A 19330-nucleotide genomic window follows, 5' to 3' on the forward strand; every position below is an offset into this window, starting at 1 on the left:
TTTATAACGAAATTTCGAGATCTAAGTACAATGATTGGATTTGTTCACTCTTTATGTAATCAGAATATGCTTTAGAGAAATAGCTTTTTAGATCGATTGAATAAACTATAACATCTTCATCAGGATAAGCTAAGCTCAATTCTCCATTTGTACCTTCTCCCACTATAGTTAGTTGAAATTTCTGGTACACTGTCCCGTCTTCTGAAATAAGCTGATTGGCACCAGGAAAAAGATCCACTAAAAACAATCGCGGGTTTTTAAAGTTATCAACGCCCAATACCGCCTGCAAAAAAGTGTTTTCTGTTTTGGAAATACCTAAAACTATTTTGTTAGGTAGAGTATTGTCGGTAGTTTTTATTACTACCCCATTTATTGAGAGCGAATTATCAGCTACGTCATTAAATGGTTGTAAATCATAATAAAATGGTGCAGGCAAGCTATAGGATCGGTTACCAGCTGCTGTCGGTGATGACTGTGTATCCTGACTAACTGTCCCTAACGTTGCTACTACATCATTTAAAATATCAATCGTTTCGCTTATGTAGGTTACCCTATCCAAAGTCGGCGTAGTTGGGTCTCCAGTATCTATCTGATCATTAATAATAGTAGTCTGTACGGCCGAGATGCCATATTGTGTATTGTTATAATAATGGTTGATCAGTTTTACCCGTTGCGAAACAAGGGTAGTATAAGGTGTGTCACCGGCTTTGAGCAGCGGTGTTGCATTCAACAAATCAAACACATCATCAAAAAAATCCGGTTCGGCTAAAACATCTGTAGTTACGCCATTTACATCGGTTACTTGCCCCGCTACGTAATCGTAAGTCTGCCCCTGGTAAATCAAAATATTAAACGTCGCCACATTCAGTTTTGCTCCATCAGGGCCGGTGGCAGGATTAGATAGGGTGATGACTTTAGTAAGAGTGCTTGGATTGCCATTGGTGTCGGGTGGCAATTGCAGGTCGTCGGCATCGCAAAAGTTATTGGCCTGGGCGTTATCGATCTGTGCGACCTGGCCGTACAGCATGGTGTTGACGTTATTATCGGTCACCAACCGTAAAAACAGCTGGTTGCGGTCGTCGGTACGGTTTTGAGCGGCATGGTCAATAATCACCGGCCAGCCGTTGGTATCGTAAGTGCGCTCGGCAAGGCTGTCGGCGGTAGCGCCCATCAGTAAACTGTTGGTGTCGGTAGCGCTGATGTTATAGTTTCCGTAAAAGTTATACGAGCGGGTACGGTCGCTCTGGATATACAGGTACAGGTTGTTTTTGGTGTAAAAGTTGCTAAGCACATCGGTATAAATGCTGCCGCCGGTTTTGTTTACTTTGGTGCCGCTGCTATCGGTAACGACTACCCCATTGTTATCGGTATGAAAACCGTAGTAAGCGGCAATATCCAAAAACTGGAAGATATGTTCGCGGGTGATCTTTTTCACCTGCGCATCGCTGGTGCCGCTCAGATCGATACTGGCTGAGGCCGCCCGGGCGTAGGCCAAGTCAAAGATAAATCCGGTATTAGGTGTGGGCAACCTATAATCACCGTAATTTAAAACGATATCAAAACCGCATTCACCGGCGACAAAGGTGCCGATTGAATCGCCCAGGTTAACCTTGGGTAATTCATAAGCCGTGCCGGGATCTTCCGTGCCGGCCGTATAGGTGGATTGCTTAAAGAAAAAGTCATCCAGCAAAAGACTATCGGCCTGGTTTGCCGGGTCGTAGCCGATAAAAGAGGCTAGAAAATCGGGAACCGTTCCGGTACCGTAAAACGAAGCAAAAGAAGCGTTTACGCTATTGATCAGATCTGAAGTGGAAGATGAGGCGGCTATCACTTTACCTGCGGCAAAAAAATCGTTGATACCCAGCCCGCGGTAGATAAAATATTTGATATTGAAACCGACGATAGGCTGCGTAAACGGGCGCAGGATCACGTTCACTTTATCGGTGCTGCCCATTTGCGGCTGAATAAACACCACACCGGAACAAGCGGCAAATACATCCGTGCCTGAACCGCTGATCGTAAAATTGGAAGTAAGCTTATACACATCGGCAGATACCGGGCCAAAAGCCTGTGCCTGCGTTTGGGTAATCGACCCCGCATCGGTGATAAAATGCGATTTCGGGGCAAATTTCGAGATATAGGTCGTGGAGGTATCCGGCATAGCTTGTCGTTGCTGTTAATAAGTGGTTGCTGTTAAAGCCCCGGTGTCCAGGTTGTACACCAGTTGCAGGATCGTCGTCAGGTCGGTTTCCGCGTGGCTGCCGTTGGCGCCGCTCACGACGTGACTCGTAAAAGATTTCCGGCTCAGTTCCTGCCCGCCGCTGACCGAGGGCACATAGGATCCAGGCGGGTTGGTCATGACCATCACCGTATCGTTGTTCTTGGTGTTATAGGCGCCGGAGATCAGCCCCGCGGTGCGTCCGCGGCCTTTGATCTGCAGGGTAACAGTTGGGCCGGTCACTTCGGTGGCCAGCCGCGCGACATTGAACTCGAAACGCCATTTAAGCAGGTTGTCCGCCACCAGGTCGGAGGCCAGGACATAGGCCTGGGCGGGCGTTGATCCGGCCGGAACGATATTGTGCCCGGTATAGGCTACGATGTGCTCCATCACGTTCGGCGAATTATTGATCACCCCGATCACATCCAGAGAAGCAACCGTAAACAGGTCGACTACGATGATACCTACCTGCCCATGCGTACTCGTAACCGTTACCTGGGCCGAAGCCGCGGTCGAACCGGCGATCACCGCGTTGATCGTTGTTTGATGCGTACCGGTCTCGTTGACAAAAGGTGTGAAGGTATTGCCCGAGAAGGTCCCGTCTGCACTATTGAACACACAATGCGCGGTAATATCTTCCGTACTTTGATCAGAATAATGCAGCAGCACCGTGTAGGGGGCGCTGGTCCCCTGGGCAACGCTGGCCGGGCCATTGATCGCTACCGAAGTCACCGTCACGCAGGTTAGCTGGCGGGTCACGACATGATATACCAACTTGCAAAGCGTATACAGATCGGCCTCCAGGTGGCTGCCGTTCGCACCGCCGAGCACTTGACTACGGTATGCGACCGGGCTACCTAAATTACTGCCCAGTACGCTGGGCAGATAATTGCCCGGGCTGCCGCTGAGCGTCATTTGCGCAGCAAAGTTCTTCAGGCTGTACTGCCCCGTCACCGGCAGTGCCACACTGCCGCGCCCCTTGATATAAAAGACGAACTGATCAGTTAAAGGATAGCGGCTAATCAGTCCGGCGATGTTAAATTCGAAACGCCATTTCAGCACGGTACTGTCAATCAGGTCCGAAGCGAGCATCCAGGCGGTCGCCGCCGCCGAAGCGGGCAGCGCCGGTACCAGGTTATGGCCCGAATAGACCGGCTGATGGGTTTCGGTAACCTCCGCGTTATCGATCAGGGCGATGACGTTCAGCGAACTGTTGGAGAACAGGTCCACCACCAGTATGCCGACATTGCTGCCCGTTCCGGTAATGGTTATCGCTTTATTCAGCGGAGTCCCACTGGTTGGGGTCGCCGTGATTTGAGCGCCAAAGCTCGAGCGGTCGTCAACAAATGGCCGGAAAATATTCCCTGTAAATAGCCCGGCCGGGCTGCTGAAAGTATATTGGCCGGTCTGATCAACCGTACTTCCATCCGAGTAAGTGACGATTACCCGATAAGCCTGCATTGTATGCTGGGCTACCGTATCCGAGCCGATAATGTCGGTCGACACGATCTCCAGGTAAGTTACATAGCTGATCGTTTTGCTGGCCACATGATAGGTCAGTTTCAGCAGTATGGGCAAATCTGCTTCCGCGTAGCTGCCGTTGGCGCCGTCCAGCATCGTGGTGCCGGAACTGACATGGCTGCCGGGCAGGTCCGCACCGCTCACGCCGGGCAGCAAATTACCCGTGGTTCCGCTCATCAGCATCTGCGCCGCGAATTGCTTGAGCACGAAAGCAAAGCTGAGCCCTCCAATGGTATCTCCCCGTCCTTTGATCAAAAAGACGAACTCGGGGCTGGCCGGATATTCGATCAACAACTGGGCGATATTGAACTCAAAGCGCCAGCGTAAAGAGGAACTGCCTGAAACCAGGTCAGAGGCCAGGATCAGAGCCGAAGCGGGGTCAGTCGCACCTGCCGGTATGCTATTATGACCGGTGTAAGCCGGTACGTGATTATTCGCTACTTCGGTATTATCGATCAGGCCGATCACATTCAGCGTCGGGCCGCCCAGCAGGTCGACCACCAGGATCCCCGCGTTCGTGTTGGTATTGGTAATGGTCACCGTCCGGCTAAGTTGCACCTGCCCGTTTTTGGAGGCGCTGATCACCGTGGTATGGGTCGGATTGGTATTGACAAAGGGCGAAAAAACGTTCCCGCTGAACAGGCCGTCCGGGCAGCTCAGCGTATATCCGGAAGTCAGGTCCGAAACCGAGCCATCCGAAAAATTAAACAGCACCGTATAATTCGCGGCGGAACCCTGCTCAACGGCGGCTGGCCCTACTATGGACACCGAGGTAACCGTGACACAGGATACCGTCCGGTGGACGACATCATAAGTAAACTTGGCCAGGACATTCAGCGCCGCATCCGGCAGCGTGCCCGCTCCTCCGGTCACATAGCTATTGAAGGTAACCGGGGCATGCAGGTTTGCACCCGCGACCGTCGGCAGGTAGCTGCCCGGAGCGCCGGTCATGACCATCTGTCCTGCATAGGTCTTCAGACTGTACAGGCCCCGTACCGCACCGGGTGCGTTCGCTAACCCGCTGATCAGGAAAACCAGTTGCAGGCTGTCCGGATAGGCGTTCAGTAAAGCAGCGATATTGAATTCAAACCGCCATTTCAGCACCGCGGAAGCGACCAGATCCGAGGCCAGGATGAGCGCCTGTGCAGGCGCCGCCAGTGGGGGCACGACATTGTTACCGCTAAAAGCGGGACTGTGGCTGTTCAGTATTTCCGGGTTATCAATCAGGCCCTCCACGCGCAGGGCGCTGTTGTCGTAAATATCCACCACCAGTACGCCGGCGTTACCGCCTGTACTGATGATCGTGATCGTCAGCGTAACCGGATCCGCCCCGGCCTTACTGGCCGTAACCGTCGCCGCATGCGTATCTTCCCCATTGACCGAAGGTGTGAAATTTCCGCCGGTAAAGGCGCCGTCCGGACAGGTCAGGATATAGTCTGCAGTAACATCCCGGGTCTGGCCGTCCGATAAGGTTTCGATCACGCGGTAACTCGCGCTGGAACCCTGGACCACCGTCGCGGGCCCCACGATGGTAGTCGAAATCACCGCAAGACAAGTCTTAAAGGCAACGCTCTTGACCGCCGACCAGCCGGAAGCCGACAGGATCCGGATGCCGATCGTATGGCCGCCACAACTCACCTCCGCATCCAGGACAGCGCTGCTTTGTCCGACCATCAGTTCCCCGTCCAGGAACCATTCGAAGGCCAGCACCGAAGCGGCATCCGCTTCCGTATTGAAAGACAGCATAAAGGCGATGACGTTACCTGTATAAGAGGTATCCCCGTTTAAAGAAAAAGCAGGCCCCGTCAGGCAGATGGTATTCGGCATGTATTCGTAGTTGTATTACTGGTATTATTAAACCGGCCTGATGGGGAAATTGGCAGGTTTTGATATTATAAATATATATGTTTGGCGTGCTTACCTGTACGTATACCAATTGTAACATTTATATTACAATGTATAACTTACACAAATACAATAGCTTGAATCCTTAATTATTTTTCGACATCCCGGCAAGAAGCAGCGCTGCGCCGCGGGCATATGCAATTCTTAATTAATAATTAACAATTATTAATAATAGGTTTACCATTTACTAACAAACGCTCCGCTAAGGGATAAAAGAAAAATGGCTCTCGCTGAAATCAGGAGAGCAATCAGGCCGTAGGCGGGTCATGTTCGGCCGATGCCGCCGGCCCGGTCAGCGCCTTAAGAAAAATACCGGCATAACCGGCAATACGCTCCGCGCAGTCCAGCCCGTTGATGATCTTGCGTGCGTTCACAAAGTCTGTCAGTTGGGGCGTAAAGTATTCGGCCAGACGGTGCCCGGTAAAATCACCATGCGTCATACCATGGGTCAGGACCTTTGCCGCGATGGCCGGCTGCAGGACGAGTTCAGGGTGGTTGAGCAGATCCAGGCCGAGCAGTTTTCCTTGTGCTTCGTAGTTCTCGTACCAGGTCAGCTGTACATAGCCGCGTCCGTAATAGAGCTGCTTGGGCGTCAGATACGGGATACGCTTACCGGGTCCTCCACCCCTTTTCAATTGCTTGCCGTAATCATATCTGGCACCTTTTCCCGACTCCTCAATGGGCTGCATGGTGCGGTCGCATTCATGGTAGATCGTGGCCAGAATATAGGCGACCTCCCGTTGATCAGTGATCGCGGCATCTGCGCAGCAGGTCAGGATCGCTTCGATCCCATTGACCTGCGCGGTGCTCAGCGCCCCATTGAACAGCGCGGGGCGGATGGTATCGTAAAAGTTTTTAGTTCCGGGCATGCGTTAGGGTTAAGGTTCCATCGGATGAATGAAGCGGATCAGGTTCAGCCCCGTCACACTGTGCGGCTGCCCGACGACATGGGTATGCTGCGCGACGATATAGCCTTCGCGCTGATTACCCGGATTTCCGGCGGGAATGGTGTTGCCTTCAATGGTATGATAAGTCACGTTATCCGGCAGGACGTCGACCACGACGGCGGTATGCCCGGTCACCGTACTGTCCCCGTCCCCGAAAATGGCGATGGCGCCTACTTTGGGTACGCTCGTGCTGGTCGGCCAAACGGGATCCGCGTGAAAATTGCGGCCCATTTCCTGGCTGTTCAGCGAGTACAGTTTATGGGCGTGGGCGGCCAGCGCCGGATACGGGGCATAGGCTTCCGTCCAGTCGACAATGGCGGCGGCGGCGCACCAGGGCGAACCGGTCTGCCAGCCGGTGGTTTTTATTTTAGCGGCGTAAGCCGGATCTTTGAAGCCGGCATTGGGCTGAATTTCCTCCTGGCCGACAAAGGTTCGGGCGATAGCTGCGATTTGATCTCCGATCATATGAATTGGGTTTTATAATTTCAATAGGCGTTAAAAGTTAAATGAGGATTACTGCACGTAATCGCTGTCTGGGGTAGCGTGCTGCTCCGGCTTGACTTCCTCGGTAGTTACCGGCGGCGCAGGCGCAGTGACCGCGGGGTCCGCCTGCGCCGGGGGCTGAATGACCGCGGAGCCGGCCTGCGAGGCCGGCTGATCCGAATTCACCGGTGGGGCTGGCTGGTTCTGCGCCTTGGTCACCTCCGTTACTTTCATCCCTGCATACGTACCGGCGCTGATTCCCAGCATCAGCAAAACATTGTTGTCAAAATCCGGCATCAATCTCGCCGACAGTACTTTCTGCACGAAGATAATTCCGAACAACAAATTGAACACCACGTTTTGAAAACGCTGGATATTGATACTGCTCCCGTCCGAAAGGATATCCAGCCAAAAGCCCTCGCTCCTGGCGGTGGGATCGATTGGCGTGATATCTTTATGACTGTTATCCAGAAACTTGGAAGCGGCCGTGGTCGCTGCGCTGATCCCCAGGATGACCAGCATCGATGAAGGAATATCCGGCAATGTGCCCGTTTCCCCGCAAAGGTACAGATAGGCCAGCGAGAACAGCAGGGTCCAGAACAGCATTTGCGTCCGGCCCAGGCTGTAGTACAGGTTATTGTCATCTTTGAGAATATGGAATTTAAGCCCGATACCCACCAGCACGATCAAAGCAGCGGCCATCAGCCAGATTCCGATGGCACTGATATGCTGATTGACCTCGAGTTGAAATACCTGGGGGGCGCGAAGCAGTTCTTGCTGGTCACCGCCGATACCCAGGTTAACCGGGAGGACCATTTTTTCGGTTGGCACAGCCGTCAGAAACTGTTCGGCCAGGTGCCGTACCGGTCCGCTCAGCTTAAAATAGACCAGTTGTTCGGCCGCGCTGACCTTCCAGGGATGAACGCTGTCCACCTTGATACCGTTCAGGTACAGCGTGTGATAGGCGCCTAATGAGGCCGGTTCCCTAAGTTTTAATTTAAAAACAATCACCTCGTTGATCCGGACCGTATCCTTATGTGAACTCAGGTCAATAACGCTTTGAAGAGAGTCCTTACGCAGCGAATCCGGAGACGTTGCGGCCATCGCCGGGCCAAAAAAAAGCAGCAGGCAGGCAAGCGCCATCCCGGAAGTAGTCAATCGAAGCAGCTTCATCATATCGGTTTCAGGCTTAGGGTTTTGGGGGAAATATTTTTTGAGGATCGAACTGCAGGTTCTTCACCAGTTGTGCATAGGTTACGATGCACTGGGGCAAGGTCGCTTTGGTGGCTGCGGCCACGTTCGGCATCCAGTAACAGGTGGTTTCGCCGCCCGCCCTGATGATCTTCCAGTAAAAAGCGGGATAGGTGTCCGTGATCCTGCCGTCGGTGAATGCGCCCTGGTCCCCCCAGGTACCGCACCAGACGTCGACATCCATGGTTTTCAGTTTCTCACGGGTGATGTTTTCGGTCGCGATCTCGGTACCCACATTCTGCTTCTGATTTTCCAGGCCGGCGTTAAAAGTGTAGGTATCCGAAAGGATCACCGCATCATAACAAAACGCGTTTAATATCCAGGCTTCGCAATGCCCCTTGGCGATCACCGCTTTAGGGTCGGTTTGACGCACGAGCTTGTTGGCCGCGGCGTAGACATTATCTTCGTTCGGCTGACCGGTCACGCTGTGCCAGGCGGCGTAAATGCCGTCTCGCGGCACTTTAAGCACAGCGACCTGGTCGTTATTGGTTTTGGTAAAATGTTCATAGGTCACAACCGGCATATGCCGTTTCACATCGCCGATGGAGACATAATAAGGATTGACCCATAAATAGCAGTCTGTACAGAAATTCGACTTTGTTACGGGATATTTGGCGTAAAGTGCACTGACATAAGCGGCGTTGATGGTTTGCGCGGTTGCGGCGGTCCACAGGAGGGCCAGGGATAAAAAAAAGAGTAGGTTTTTCCTCATCAGGTTTAAATTATCAGGCATGTAAATATAAAAAATAATATGATATTTAAAAACTATTTAATCTGATAATTATTGATAAATGAACAAAAAAATCAAAAGGATCGCCGTTGTCGTGGTGCACGGCATGGGCGAACAGCGTCCCATGGACACCCTGCGCAGCTTTGTCGCCGGTGTGAAATGGCAACTGGAAACGCTGGATGCAGATGAAAAAAATGTCAAGGTCCGCAGCAAACCAGACAGCATTGGCGATATCTTCGAGACCAGCCGCCTGAGTATGGAAGGCTGCTATGATTCCGCCGACCATAAAACGCAGAAACGACCGATCACTGATTTCTATGAGTTCTATTGGGCGCATAATATGCGGGGCACCAGGTTCGGCCAGATGCAGACCTGGCTGACCCAGGTGATCCTCAAGCCGGTTAGCAAAGTGCCACCCCGGTTAAAAAAAATCTGGTGGACGGTCTGGGGGCTCTTCATCCTGTTCGCCGTGATCAGTTTCCTGTTCGCACATCATTTCTTCCACCTGCCCTCGGCCTGGAAAGCAGTGGCGGCCCTTTTTGGCGGCACGACCCTGTCCCTGATCGGCGGCGCGGTCTCTTCCTTCTTTAAAACGTCTTTTTTGAACTCGCTGGGCGATGTGGCCCGTTATATGACCCCGGAACCGGATAATATTGGCGAACGCAGCCATATCCGTCAACAAGGCATCGCTTTCTTAAAAAAAATGCACGCGATCAGCAACATCACCAAACCCGATCGCATTATCGTGGTCGCGCACAGTTTAGGTACCGTGGTATCCTATGACCTGTTGCGGTTACTGTGGACGCAGCACAATACGGTCTGTAGCACGGCGCCGGACCACGGACAACCTGCGATGGACAAGCTCAACGAATTAAGCACGCAGGATACGTCCTTTGATCTGACTGCCTTCCAGGCCGCGCAATACCGGTGCTGGGCAGAATCCCAGGATTTGGGCAATACCTGGCTGGTAACCGACTTTATCACTCTGGGGGCGGCGCTCAACGCGATGGACTATTTTATGGTGACCAACGAAGCCGTTCCCAAACTGATCGAAGAGCGCGAACTGCCGGTCTGCCCGCCCGTTCCCGACGAAAAGACCAATACCGTCTATTACCGGGAACTGCTCGACCAGGGCGACGGCCTTAAACGCAAAGGGGCCAATGTCCTGCATCATGGCGCCCTGTTCGGCATGACGCGCTGGACGAATATCTTTTATACCTCCGACTTCGTCGGCGGACCAATGCAGCGCATCTTCGGCAAAGGGATCGTCGATATCCCTGTTCCGCGTAAGTCCTTCTGGGCCTACCCTGGCGGGCATACCGAATACTGGGACAAAGCCGATGGCCATAACCAGGCGCTGCGGGAACTGACGCAAGCTTTAAAGCTGAATAACCGGGATGAGCCTGCCGTTCAGGCCTCAGCATGATCCTATATCTGATGGCGTTCACGACCAACATCCGGGCTTTGCCATCGCTCCGGGCACACCTTTGGAAATACGCCCTGAGGTGCAGCAAGGCTTTCATGCGCCTATTGTTGGTGTTGGAAAGCCTGGCTTTGCCCTGTATTTACTCGATTCGGTGCTGCTGACGCCTTAATAGCAGCACCCTCAAAGTCCGGTTTTATCATCGATCCAGCTCAAGAGTGTCTGAACCAAGCGCTGATGGATAATCATCCGGACAATCTACTTCCCTGGCGCTGGTAATGCCGAAGCGGCTAATAATGCGGGCCGTAATCGGTCATGCGACCGGAACGGTTGTAACTGCGTTTGGGTTTACGTTGGGCCGAAAGATCAGTATGCCGCAGCCCCCGGTAAAAGCCATGCGTCTGCATAGCCGGTTTGCGCTCCGATGAATGCGCAAACGTTTTTGATCTCTTCCGGGGTGACCAGCGCTCCCTGTAAATGATTCAAATGAGGACCGATCGACAGTAGCATATCGCCGTTCCCATGGAGCAACTCAGCTCCGCGGTTATCGAGGATCGTCCGCGAATCCGCTTCAGAGGCGACGCGAAACGCAAGCCGCGTTATGAAGCTGGCTTTGATGGCGCTGGTGATCACTTTTGCCGAGGGGCATTGTGTGGCGATCACCAAATGAATGCCGGCCGAACGGCCTGATTGGGCCAGGCGGCTAATCTGGATCTCTGCGGTCAGCAACCCGGCAAACTCGTCGATAACAACCACGATCAAAGGCAGGTAGCGATATCCACCGGCCGGGCTCCATCCTCGCCTGACAAATTTCTCGTTATAATCGCTGATATGCCAGACATCCGCATCTTTTAACAAGTCACACCGCGCATCTAGCTCAAGACACAATGCATTCAGCGTACGCAACGCTTTGTCTCTATCGGTAACAATAGCTTGCGCTTCTTCCGGCAACTTCGCCAAAAAATGCCGTTCAATCCGGTGGAACAGGGTTAATTCAATCCCACTGGTATCGATCAGCACCAGCTTCATTTCCGCCGGATGCTTCTTGTACAATAAAGAAAGCAATAAGGAACGTAAGAAAACCGATTTACCCTCCCCGGCGATCAATAAAGGTGGCAAGTAAGCCAAATCGACGATTAAAATATCATTGTTCATAGTCTTGCCCATAGCCACCGGTAGTGCCATTGGCGCATCCTTGAATATATCCGAAGCCAGTAGCGACCGTATCCTCACTTTATCCGGTACCGGATGGAACATTTCGATGCCAATCGTCCCTTTGCGCGCCAGTGGGCCGGTAACCCGCACCTTGGCCGCTAAATAAAGCGCCAGGTCGGCCTCCAGCGCCAGGATCTTCGACATCCGGACGCCCGGTGCCGGTATGATTTCGAACAAAGTCAGCGTTGGGCCAACAGTCGCTTTGATACGCTCGATCAAAACCCCGTTAAACTCCAGGATATCCACAATGATTCCTTTGTCCTTTTCCAATTTCTCTGCGTTGACCGGCCTACTGAAAAACGGTGTCAATAAATCTAAACGTGGAAATTGATAATTCGCCAGAGCAAGCCTCGGGTCGAATTCACTAAAATCACGCAACTGATTTTCTGCGTCCATGGTATTATAGGTTTTTGTGCTCTAATATAACTACTTTTATTAAGTAAATCTGCCAAATCCAACCGCTTTCCAAACACTTTACCGCGCCTGCAATACGCGCCGAAGTTTCTGAAAAAGCTGGGCGCGATTTAGCCGTGCACTTGCTGCGTTCGGGTTTTTGCGGGTATGGTTAACTTTCATAGGCCCTTGTCTTTCAGGTCGGGGAAGCGCAGCCCGGTTTTCGGTAACCCTCAAACTGCGAGCAAGGTGGCGGGCACGATCACGCAGACGCCAATGAAGTATACCGGGACGACTATTTACGGTAAATATTATGGTATCTACCAATATGACAGCAAAACGTTTTCCATACCCTTCGGCTATTACGAAGCTTTCCAGTTCCTCGGCAGTTTTATTAGCGGCCAGGATGCCATCTTATTTAAGTGGGCCGAATTCTCCGTGCAGGCCTCCGGCCACACACTCAGCACCACCCAAGTCCTCAACGAAGTATTACGAAGCCCCGTCACCGAGCGCGATATCCTCGAATCGAAAGCCCTCTACCGCCAGATCCTCAAAACCGACGGCAAAGTCCGCTGCGTCTGGAGCGGCGATATCATCAGCCGCTATGACATCGACCACATCATCCCCTTCACCATCTGGAAAAACAACGACCTCTGGAACCTGCTCCCCGCACGCACTGACCTCAATAATCAAAAACGCGATAAAATACCCAGCCCGGTCCTCATCGATAACCAAACCGAACTCATCCTTCATTATTGGGACTTACTCCATCAACACAAACAACAACGCTTCCGGAAAGAACTGCAAACCGCCTTGCTGGGTTACCATACCACCGATAATTGGCAGCAACCGGCAATCACGCAGTTGAAGCATAGTTGTGATTATTTGATCACGACACGGGGATTTGAAGCTTGGAATGGACGTTGATCCCCATTCACCGGCAACAGATCTTGCAGGCCCGGTAACCTAATTTGATCGCCTGGGTCTTAGGTAGCTTGATGATGGTATAGGTACAATTTTTCAGGCCTCTGCATTCATAAAGATGATAGGCGTGTGCGGATTTGCTTTTGCAGATCAATACGGTGTCGGCCCGGGTTTGGGCATGGGCCGCGCTGCTCGGGTTGGTGCACGCCACGCTGAATGCCAGTCTCAGGATAATCAATACTTGTTTCATCGGGGTTTAGGTTTACCCAAATGTATACAATTTCTTTAAGTAGCTTGTTATCAGTGCTTATCTATGAAAATATTTGTCAATCATGTAAAGGGTGATGGGTTTCAATCGCCGGTTGGTGTCCAGCGGATAGGCGCCTCCTGCGGTAAAACAGGCCAGCCCTTTTGCGGTCTTGAAATACCAGACATGCCCGATGGATTGCGCATTGATCTGACTGGTATCGGTGATCTGTCTGAAATGCGCCAATCTGAAGGTATCCAAAGTAAGGACGGGTGCACTGTTGGGTGTGGAGCCCGGGATGGTATCGTAGTGGTCGTTGTTCCAGTACATGTGCCTGGTTGGGATAACACTTAAAGAAAGTGAATCAGTTTTTTTGATAGGCGGTTTTCCCGCGCTGTTTTTCAATGCATAAAGTCCTCCGGTAAGTGTTGCTATCACCAAGGCGGTGATGGCTATGTTCTTCCTATTGACGAAGCGCATCCAGCGCGCTAAAAGATTTTCTTTGATGGTTTCACCGGTGTCATCATCATCTTCATTGACTGGTGGTGGCGGTGGTGGAGTTTTTCCGCCCGTTTCGCCTTGGGTTTCATTTGGCTTCCAGCCGTACCGGTAAGGTCTTGGCCGGAAGTCGATCAGGAATGCGAGTAACTCAATGGTCCGGTCTACAGGGGCCTCTGTCCTATCATTCAAAAAATTATTCAGGGCTTTAAAGGTTGTCTCTGCTACGCCATTTTTAACGGCCTGTTTGTAGGCCTTTTCATTGTCTTTTTTTCCATAGAATAATTGAAGCGTGGCTTCGTCTGTGCTCTGGTACCAATCAAAAGCAGTGACGCATTCGGCTTTAAGTGTGCCCGATTTGGGTTCGATCAAATTGGGGGAAAGGTTACCGGAATCTCTCTTCTCCTGGTAAGCTTTTAATACGGCAGCGCGGTACTCGGGTGACATTTCAATAGATTAAAAAGTAAAGCTAAGTTAATTTTTCCTGTCTTTTTACGCTTTCCCGGAATTCTGGCCAGAACGATAAGAATTACAGGAATTCCTTGCTGCAAAGCGTTTTAGGTGCCTATACCTTTGGTTTCGAAATCAGTTAACAGGTTTCGCGATGAGCAAAGAAAGCGGGGGTTTGTACCTGGCTTGGGAAGCGGTTACCAGCTCCCCGCGATCGATGCTCTGCTTACTTCCCAAACAGTAAGAAGCGCTTCTTACGACCACGCAGTGCCGCCCCCATATGGTTGGCGGGCGGGCTGCTTTTTCGTAACCTTTTAATCTTTAAAAAAATGTACTATTCTATATTTTTGGCCCTCTTTTTGGCCCTGGCTTGCCCTTCACATCGTTCGGCAAAAACACATCACAGTTCAACCGTCATGGCGCAGGATTCCATCGGAAATGATGGCAGCGGCGGCGACGAAGGGCATTTCCCGCCTCACTAATATCCGGTCAGGCGAAATAAGGCAAGAGCGATCTTGCCTTATTTTTTTGATATTATTTAATAGCTTTAGGAATATTTTAAAGCTGTTTTGAAAAAACTTGGGTTCTTGTTGCCGGTCTTGCTGACCACGCTGTATGCCTGCCGCCAGGAAAAGCAAAAGGATGTCGTGGCCGACAACCGTTATTATCAAAAGGCAGAGGCTTTCTGGGACCATCAGAACGATTCCGCGTTTTATTACTACAATAAAGCAGCCACCACGTCAAAAGATAGCGTGCAGGTGGCGATGGCTTATAATAACATGGCCCTGTTGCAATCCAACGCCGGGGACTATTTTGGCGGCCAGGAGAGTTTGTCGCTCTCGTTGAAGTTTTTGAGAGAAGATGATCCGAAGGACCATGCCTGCCTCGCCTCGGACTATAATGACCTGGGCACGAACAGCCTGAAGCTCAAGAACTATGATGAGGCGATCGCTTTTTATGACCGGGGCATGCGGTTTACGGCCAATAAGGAATTCCTGGCCATGTTGTACAATAACCAGGGGAATGCTTATCAAAAGAAAAAGGCGTACAACAAAGCCCTGGAACGTTACCGGACCGCCCTGACACAAACGAAAGCCGGGGGCAGGACCTATGCCCGGATCCTGACCAATATGGCCAGCACCCGTTGGTTGCAGCGACCGGGTTTTAATGCGGCACCCGACCTGATGCGGGCGCTCCGGATCCGTTTGAAAGAAGGTGATCGCTGGGGGCAAAATTCGAGTTATATCCATTTGGCAAACTATTATACCAAATCTCATCCCGATTCGGCCTTAATATATGCCGGCAAAATGTACGCGGTGGCGACGGCGCTGAACAGCCCGGATGACCGGCTGGAGGCCTTACAAAAGCTGATCGCTTTGGCGCCGGATCCAGCGGCGAAAACCTATTTTTCAACCTACCAGCAATTGAACGACAGCGTGCAGACGGCGCGCAACGCGGCCAAGAACCAGTTTGCGCTGATCCGCTACGATACGGAAAAGGCAAAGACGGATAACCTCCGCCTGCAAAAGGAGAATGCCGACAAGAAATACGAGCTTATTAAGAAGAACGCCCAGCTCTACGGGATCATTGGGCTATTTGTGCTGGCTATTGTTGCTGTGGTACTGTGGTACCGGAAAAGGAAGCGGAAGCAGGCGGAAGAAACGCAGGAGGCGGTGCGGGAGACCCAGCGCAGGGCCTCAAAAAAGGTGCATGATACCTTAGCCAACGATATTTATCGGATCATGAAAAAAGTCCAATACGGGACGGGCCTGGGCCAGGAGGAGCTGCTGGACGATATAGACGATGTCTATAAACGAGCGCGTGATATCTCCTATGAACTGGTGCCGGGCGCCGATGAGGACTTCCAGGAAAAGATATCGGCTTTGGTGCTGGCTTTCGGTACGGAGGAAACAAAGGTGCTACTGGTGGGGAATAGCGCGGAGTTCTGGCAAAAGATCGAACCGGCGTATAAGTTCGAGCTCAAATACATCCTGCAGGAGTTGATGGTCAATATGCAAAAGCACAGCGGGGCGGGCAATGTGGTGGTCAAGTTTGAAACCGATGGAGAACGCTGCGTGATCACTTATATGGACGACGGGATTGGCATGCCCGAAGAGACGGTCTATAAGAACGGTTTGACGAATACGGGAAACCGTATAAAAGCCATGCAGGGGGAACTTATTTTTGACCATAGCCACCAAGGCTTAACCATTCAGCTATGTTTCAAAGCGCGCTTATCGTAGAAGACCATCAGAGTTCGAACCAGTGGATCCAGCAAATCTTAAAGGACCTGGGGGTCATGACCGTGAAATATGCGTATTACTGCGATGATGCCTTGTTGATGTTGAAAAGAGCCCTGGAAGATAACACTCCTTTTGATCTGCTGTTGACCGACCTGTCTTTTGATGAAGATGGCCGCGTGCAACAGTTGCGCAACGGGGCGATGCTGATCGAGGCAGCCAAAAACCTGCAGCCGGACTTGCGGGTGCTGGTGTTTTCCGCGGAACCCGACCCTGCGGTCGTGGGTAACCTGTTTAAACAACTGGACATCAACGGTTATGTCCATAAGGGGCGCCGCGATATGACCGATCTGAAGACAGCGGTCGAGTATATCCATCAGCATAAGAAGTTTGTGCCGGCCGAGTTCCAGCAGGCGGTCCGGAGCAAAAACGCCCACGATTTTAGCACTTATGATATCCAGATCATTTCCTTGCTTGCCCAGGGCACGCTGCAAAAGAACATCCCGGCCATCCTCCAGCAAAGCGGAGCTAAGGCGACCAGCCTGAGCAGCGTCGAGAAACGCCTGAACCAGATCAGAGAGACGCTGGGCTTCACCAAGAACGAGCAGCTGGTCGCTTATTGCAAGGACCACAAAGTGATCTGAGCCAAATCCAATCCATCTTCATTTATTTTTTCAGATTACGGTTTCCCGTAAAGATAAGTTCCTGTATGCCTGTAGTTTTGGGTAATGCTTAACGATGAAAAGGGGCTTAAAAATAGTTTTATTATTGCTCGCACTATGGAGCGAAAGCTGCCGTGATGATACAACCATAGTATATGTCTGTAAGAGTCGCGGTGCCAAAAAATACCACCTAAAGGAGCATTGCCGCGGCCTGAGCAATTGTACCTATACGGTCGTGAAGATGACGTTATCGGAGGCGGAAAGCCAGGGAAAGACGCGGTGCAAGTGGGAGAAATAAGAAATCAATCCATCAAAAATATGTCAGTAAGAATTACCTGTATTAAGAAGGCTGCCGGGGATCATGAGAATCCTTATGTGGCGATCAGCAGCATGAGCTGGATCAACGAACAATCGAAAAAAACCGGAACTGCGACCCGCATAGAAGTATACGATTTTGTTAAGGATGGCGGAGAAGCCTATGTCAAGGACGCCGATGGTAACAAAGCGAAACTGCTGGCGCGGACCACGGCCAAGGGTACCAAATATGTCAAGACTGAGGCCGACGACGTAAAATCCGATAACCTGCTTAAACTGAAAGAATGTTGAAAAAGATCTATTGCATCGGTTTGTTGTTGATCGCAGCCGGATGTGCGCCGGATGAGCACCAGGTAAAAGTAGCGGCACCCCAGATCAAAAAGGTGCATCTCTACCTCGATAACTCGGCGAGTATGGCGGGCTATTACCGGGAACAGACAGCATACAAGACCATCGTTTCCGACCTGGCCGTCAAAATGGACCGGGAGATCAAGCCGGTGGATATTTCCTTTATCGCCCATACCACGGTGCCTTATCCCGGTAGCGTAACAGATTTCAACACCGCATTGGCGACGACCCCGATGGCGGCGCAAAAAAGTTCGGAACTGCAGCGGATGATCGGGGATATCGCCGGTCATTGCGGGGACAATGACGTTGCTTTGCTGGTTTCCGATTGTATCCTTTCTTTTTCAGACCAGGAGATCAAGAAAAACCCGGAAATCAACCGCGAAAATGCAGGAACTTTCAAAAACAGTATTTATACGACCTTCTTCGCACTAAGAAAACGCGGGTTTGCCGCCAGTGTCTATGGTTTTAAGTCCGGGTTCTTCGGCACCTATTATGATTACCAGAATCAGAAAACAAAGCTTTCGGGAACGGTACGGCCCTTTTACATCTGGGTCATCGCCAAAAAAGCGCTGCTGCTCGATTTTAACAACCGCCTGGAACGGATCTCCAGTTTTAAGCCGGAAAATGCGCTGCATTTCGGCCTGGTCACTGAGCCGGTAACGCACTATACCATTTTACCGGAAATGGAGCGTAAGGGCGATTGGTCAAAGAGCGCTTCGGGCGTAAGCGATATCGAACTTCCTAAAGGACAATCGTTGCAGATCGGCACGGTATTGGACCTGTATGCGCTGCCTTCGTATGCCCAGAATATCAAGTACCTGCAGGATAACCTGGTAATGAGCGCTGGTGGCTGTACCGCCAAATTTGAGGTGCGGGCCAAATCATCCGTCGATCCATCAAAAATTCATTCCGAGAGCCAGGCCCGGGCTTTTCAGAACGCGACACATGTGCTGATGATCGGCGTTTCGGAAATGTCCCTTTCCCAGGCGGAACTGCATTTCCGTCTACCCCTGAAATACGATACCTGGTACCAGGACTGGTCCACCATGAACGACAAAGGGATCAAACAGCAAGCGGGCAAGACCTTTGCGCTGGAGTACCTGATCAGGGGCGCGCAGGAAGCCTATGATGCGTCCAACAAAAACTACATCGATTTTTCACTTTCACTGACCAAATGATATGAATACTTTATTTACAGGAATCTATGAGCTGCTTTGCGGCAAAAACCCGGATATCCCGGATTACCGGGAAACGATCTACCGCAGTGTCGGATTGCTGACCCTGGTGATGGCCATCGTGATCGGCCTGCTGTTTTACCTGGTGCTGGGCCGCTGGCGGAACGTTTGGTACACCCGGATCCATTGGGTGCTGACGGTCATTATCGCGGCCCTGATCGGTTTTGGCCTGGCCTATGGTATTGCCAAGGGGATCATCGGTTCGGCTGACGCTTACCTGACCCAGTTCGCATTGCTGAACGGGGTTTTACTAGCGGTCTATTTGATCCTGCTGTCGCTGTTTTTTAAACGTTTTTCTATCTATTCCAAAAGAACGCCTTTTTAA

The 19330-nt window shown here is 51.5% G+C and carries 18 protein-coding genes; 9 read left to right on the forward strand and 9 right to left on the reverse strand.

Annotation, left to right across the window (positions count from 1 at the left end):
- Window position 1 precedes the first annotated feature (1 nt).
- The 6 genes from BEL04_RS08330 to BEL04_RS08355 form a co-directional block, all read right to left on the reverse strand.
- Window positions 2–2161, reverse strand: a complete 2160-nt coding sequence (locus BEL04_RS08330) for a hypothetical protein (protein ID WP_066002224.1) — start codon at window positions 2159–2161, stop codon at window positions 2–4.
- A 15-nt stretch (window positions 2162–2176) separates the two neighbouring features.
- On the reverse strand, window positions 2177–5566 hold the full coding sequence (locus BEL04_RS08335; RefSeq protein ID WP_066002226.1) for a hypothetical protein: 3390 nt from the start codon (window positions 5564–5566) through the stop codon (window positions 2177–2179).
- Between the two features lie 326 nt (window positions 5567–5892).
- Window positions 5893–6513, reverse strand: coding sequence for a glycoside hydrolase family 19 protein (locus BEL04_RS08340; protein WP_066002228.1), 621 nt, complete (start codon window positions 6511–6513; stop codon window positions 5893–5895).
- Between the two features lie 9 nt (window positions 6514–6522).
- Window positions 6523–7056: a CHAP domain-containing protein gene (locus BEL04_RS08345; protein ID WP_066002231.1), complete on the reverse strand. Its 534-nt coding sequence runs from the start codon at window positions 7054–7056 to the stop codon at window positions 6523–6525.
- A gap of 48 nt (window positions 7057–7104) precedes the next feature.
- Window positions 7105–8250: a hypothetical protein gene (locus BEL04_RS08350; RefSeq protein ID WP_139112959.1), complete on the reverse strand. Its 1146-nt coding sequence runs from the start codon at window positions 8248–8250 to the stop codon at window positions 7105–7107.
- A 13-nt stretch (window positions 8251–8263) separates the two neighbouring features.
- Entirely contained in the window at window positions 8264–9037 is a 774-nt protein-coding gene (locus tag BEL04_RS08355) for a DNA/RNA non-specific endonuclease (protein WP_139112960.1), read from the reverse strand.
- 79 nt (window positions 9038–9116) lie between these two features.
- Here BEL04_RS08355 and BEL04_RS08360 point away from each other — a divergent pair, with 79 nt between their 5' ends.
- Both BEL04_RS08360 and BEL04_RS08365 read left to right on the forward strand, forming a co-directional pair.
- Window positions 9117–10481 (forward strand): hypothetical protein, encoded by a 1365-nt coding sequence (locus tag BEL04_RS08360; protein WP_066002238.1) that lies wholly within the window; start codon window positions 9117–9119, stop codon window positions 10479–10481.
- Window positions 10453–10650, forward strand: coding sequence for a hypothetical protein (locus tag BEL04_RS08365; RefSeq protein WP_066002240.1), 198 nt, complete (start codon window positions 10453–10455; stop codon window positions 10648–10650). Before BEL04_RS08360 ends, BEL04_RS08365 begins: the two co-directional genes overlap by 29 nt.
- 194 nt (window positions 10651–10844) lie before the next feature.
- Here the strand turns inward: BEL04_RS08365 and BEL04_RS08370 are convergent, their stop codons facing one another.
- On the reverse strand, window positions 10845–12089 hold the full coding sequence (locus tag BEL04_RS08370) for a DNA translocase FtsK (RefSeq protein ID WP_066002246.1): 1245 nt from the start codon (window positions 12087–12089) through the stop codon (window positions 10845–10847).
- 246 nt (window positions 12090–12335) lie between these two features.
- On the opposite strand from BEL04_RS08370, the gene BEL04_RS08375 reads away from it, so the two are divergent.
- A complete protein-coding gene (locus tag BEL04_RS08375) occupies window positions 12336–13013 on the forward strand; it encodes an HNH endonuclease domain-containing protein (protein WP_175404029.1) in 678 nt (225 codons plus the stop codon).
- Window positions 13014–13020: 7 nt separating this feature from the next.
- Here the strand turns inward: BEL04_RS08375 and BEL04_RS08380 are convergent, their stop codons facing one another.
- Together BEL04_RS08380 and BEL04_RS08385 are read right to left on the reverse strand one after the other, a co-directional pair.
- Entirely contained in the window at window positions 13021–13260 is a 240-nt protein-coding gene (locus BEL04_RS08380) for a hypothetical protein (protein WP_066002253.1), read from the reverse strand.
- Window positions 13261–13317: 57 nt separating this feature from the next.
- Window positions 13318–14202, reverse strand: coding sequence for a hypothetical protein (locus BEL04_RS08385; protein WP_066002255.1), 885 nt, complete (start codon window positions 14200–14202; stop codon window positions 13318–13320).
- 332 nt (window positions 14203–14534) lie between these two features.
- Between BEL04_RS08385 and BEL04_RS24225 the strand changes: the two genes are divergently transcribed.
- From BEL04_RS24225 to BEL04_RS08415, 6 genes are all read left to right on the forward strand, one after another.
- Complete coding sequence (locus BEL04_RS24225; protein WP_175404030.1) at window positions 14535–14687, forward strand: hypothetical protein; 153 nt, start codon at window positions 14535–14537, stop codon at window positions 14685–14687.
- A gap of 87 nt (window positions 14688–14774) precedes the next feature.
- Complete coding sequence (locus tag BEL04_RS08395; protein WP_066002260.1) at window positions 14775–16448, forward strand: tetratricopeptide repeat-containing sensor histidine kinase; 1674 nt, start codon at window positions 14775–14777, stop codon at window positions 16446–16448.
- Window positions 16424–17089 carry a response regulator gene (locus BEL04_RS08400; protein ID WP_066002262.1) on the forward strand — a complete coding sequence of 222 codons (666 nt, stop codon included), beginning with the start codon at window positions 16424–16426 and terminating at the stop codon, window positions 17087–17089. The genes BEL04_RS08395 and BEL04_RS08400 overlap by 25 nt, the downstream gene beginning before the upstream one ends.
- A 336-nt stretch (window positions 17090–17425) precedes the next feature.
- Window positions 17426–17713 carry a DUF3892 domain-containing protein gene (locus tag BEL04_RS08405; RefSeq protein WP_083227818.1) on the forward strand — a complete coding sequence of 96 codons (288 nt, stop codon included), beginning with the start codon at window positions 17426–17428 and terminating at the stop codon, window positions 17711–17713.
- Window positions 17707–18948, forward strand: a complete 1242-nt coding sequence (locus tag BEL04_RS08410) for a hypothetical protein (RefSeq protein ID WP_066002265.1) — start codon at window positions 17707–17709, stop codon at window positions 18946–18948. The genes BEL04_RS08405 and BEL04_RS08410 overlap by 7 nt, the downstream gene beginning before the upstream one ends.
- A gap of 1 nt (window position 18949) precedes the next feature.
- Complete coding sequence (locus BEL04_RS08415; RefSeq protein WP_066002266.1) at window positions 18950–19330, forward strand: hypothetical protein; 381 nt, start codon at window positions 18950–18952, stop codon at window positions 19328–19330.

It is taken from the genome of Mucilaginibacter sp. PPCGB 2223, from assembly GCF_001705515.1.
Taxonomy (GTDB): domain Bacteria; phylum Bacteroidota; class Bacteroidia; order Sphingobacteriales; family Sphingobacteriaceae; genus Mucilaginibacter.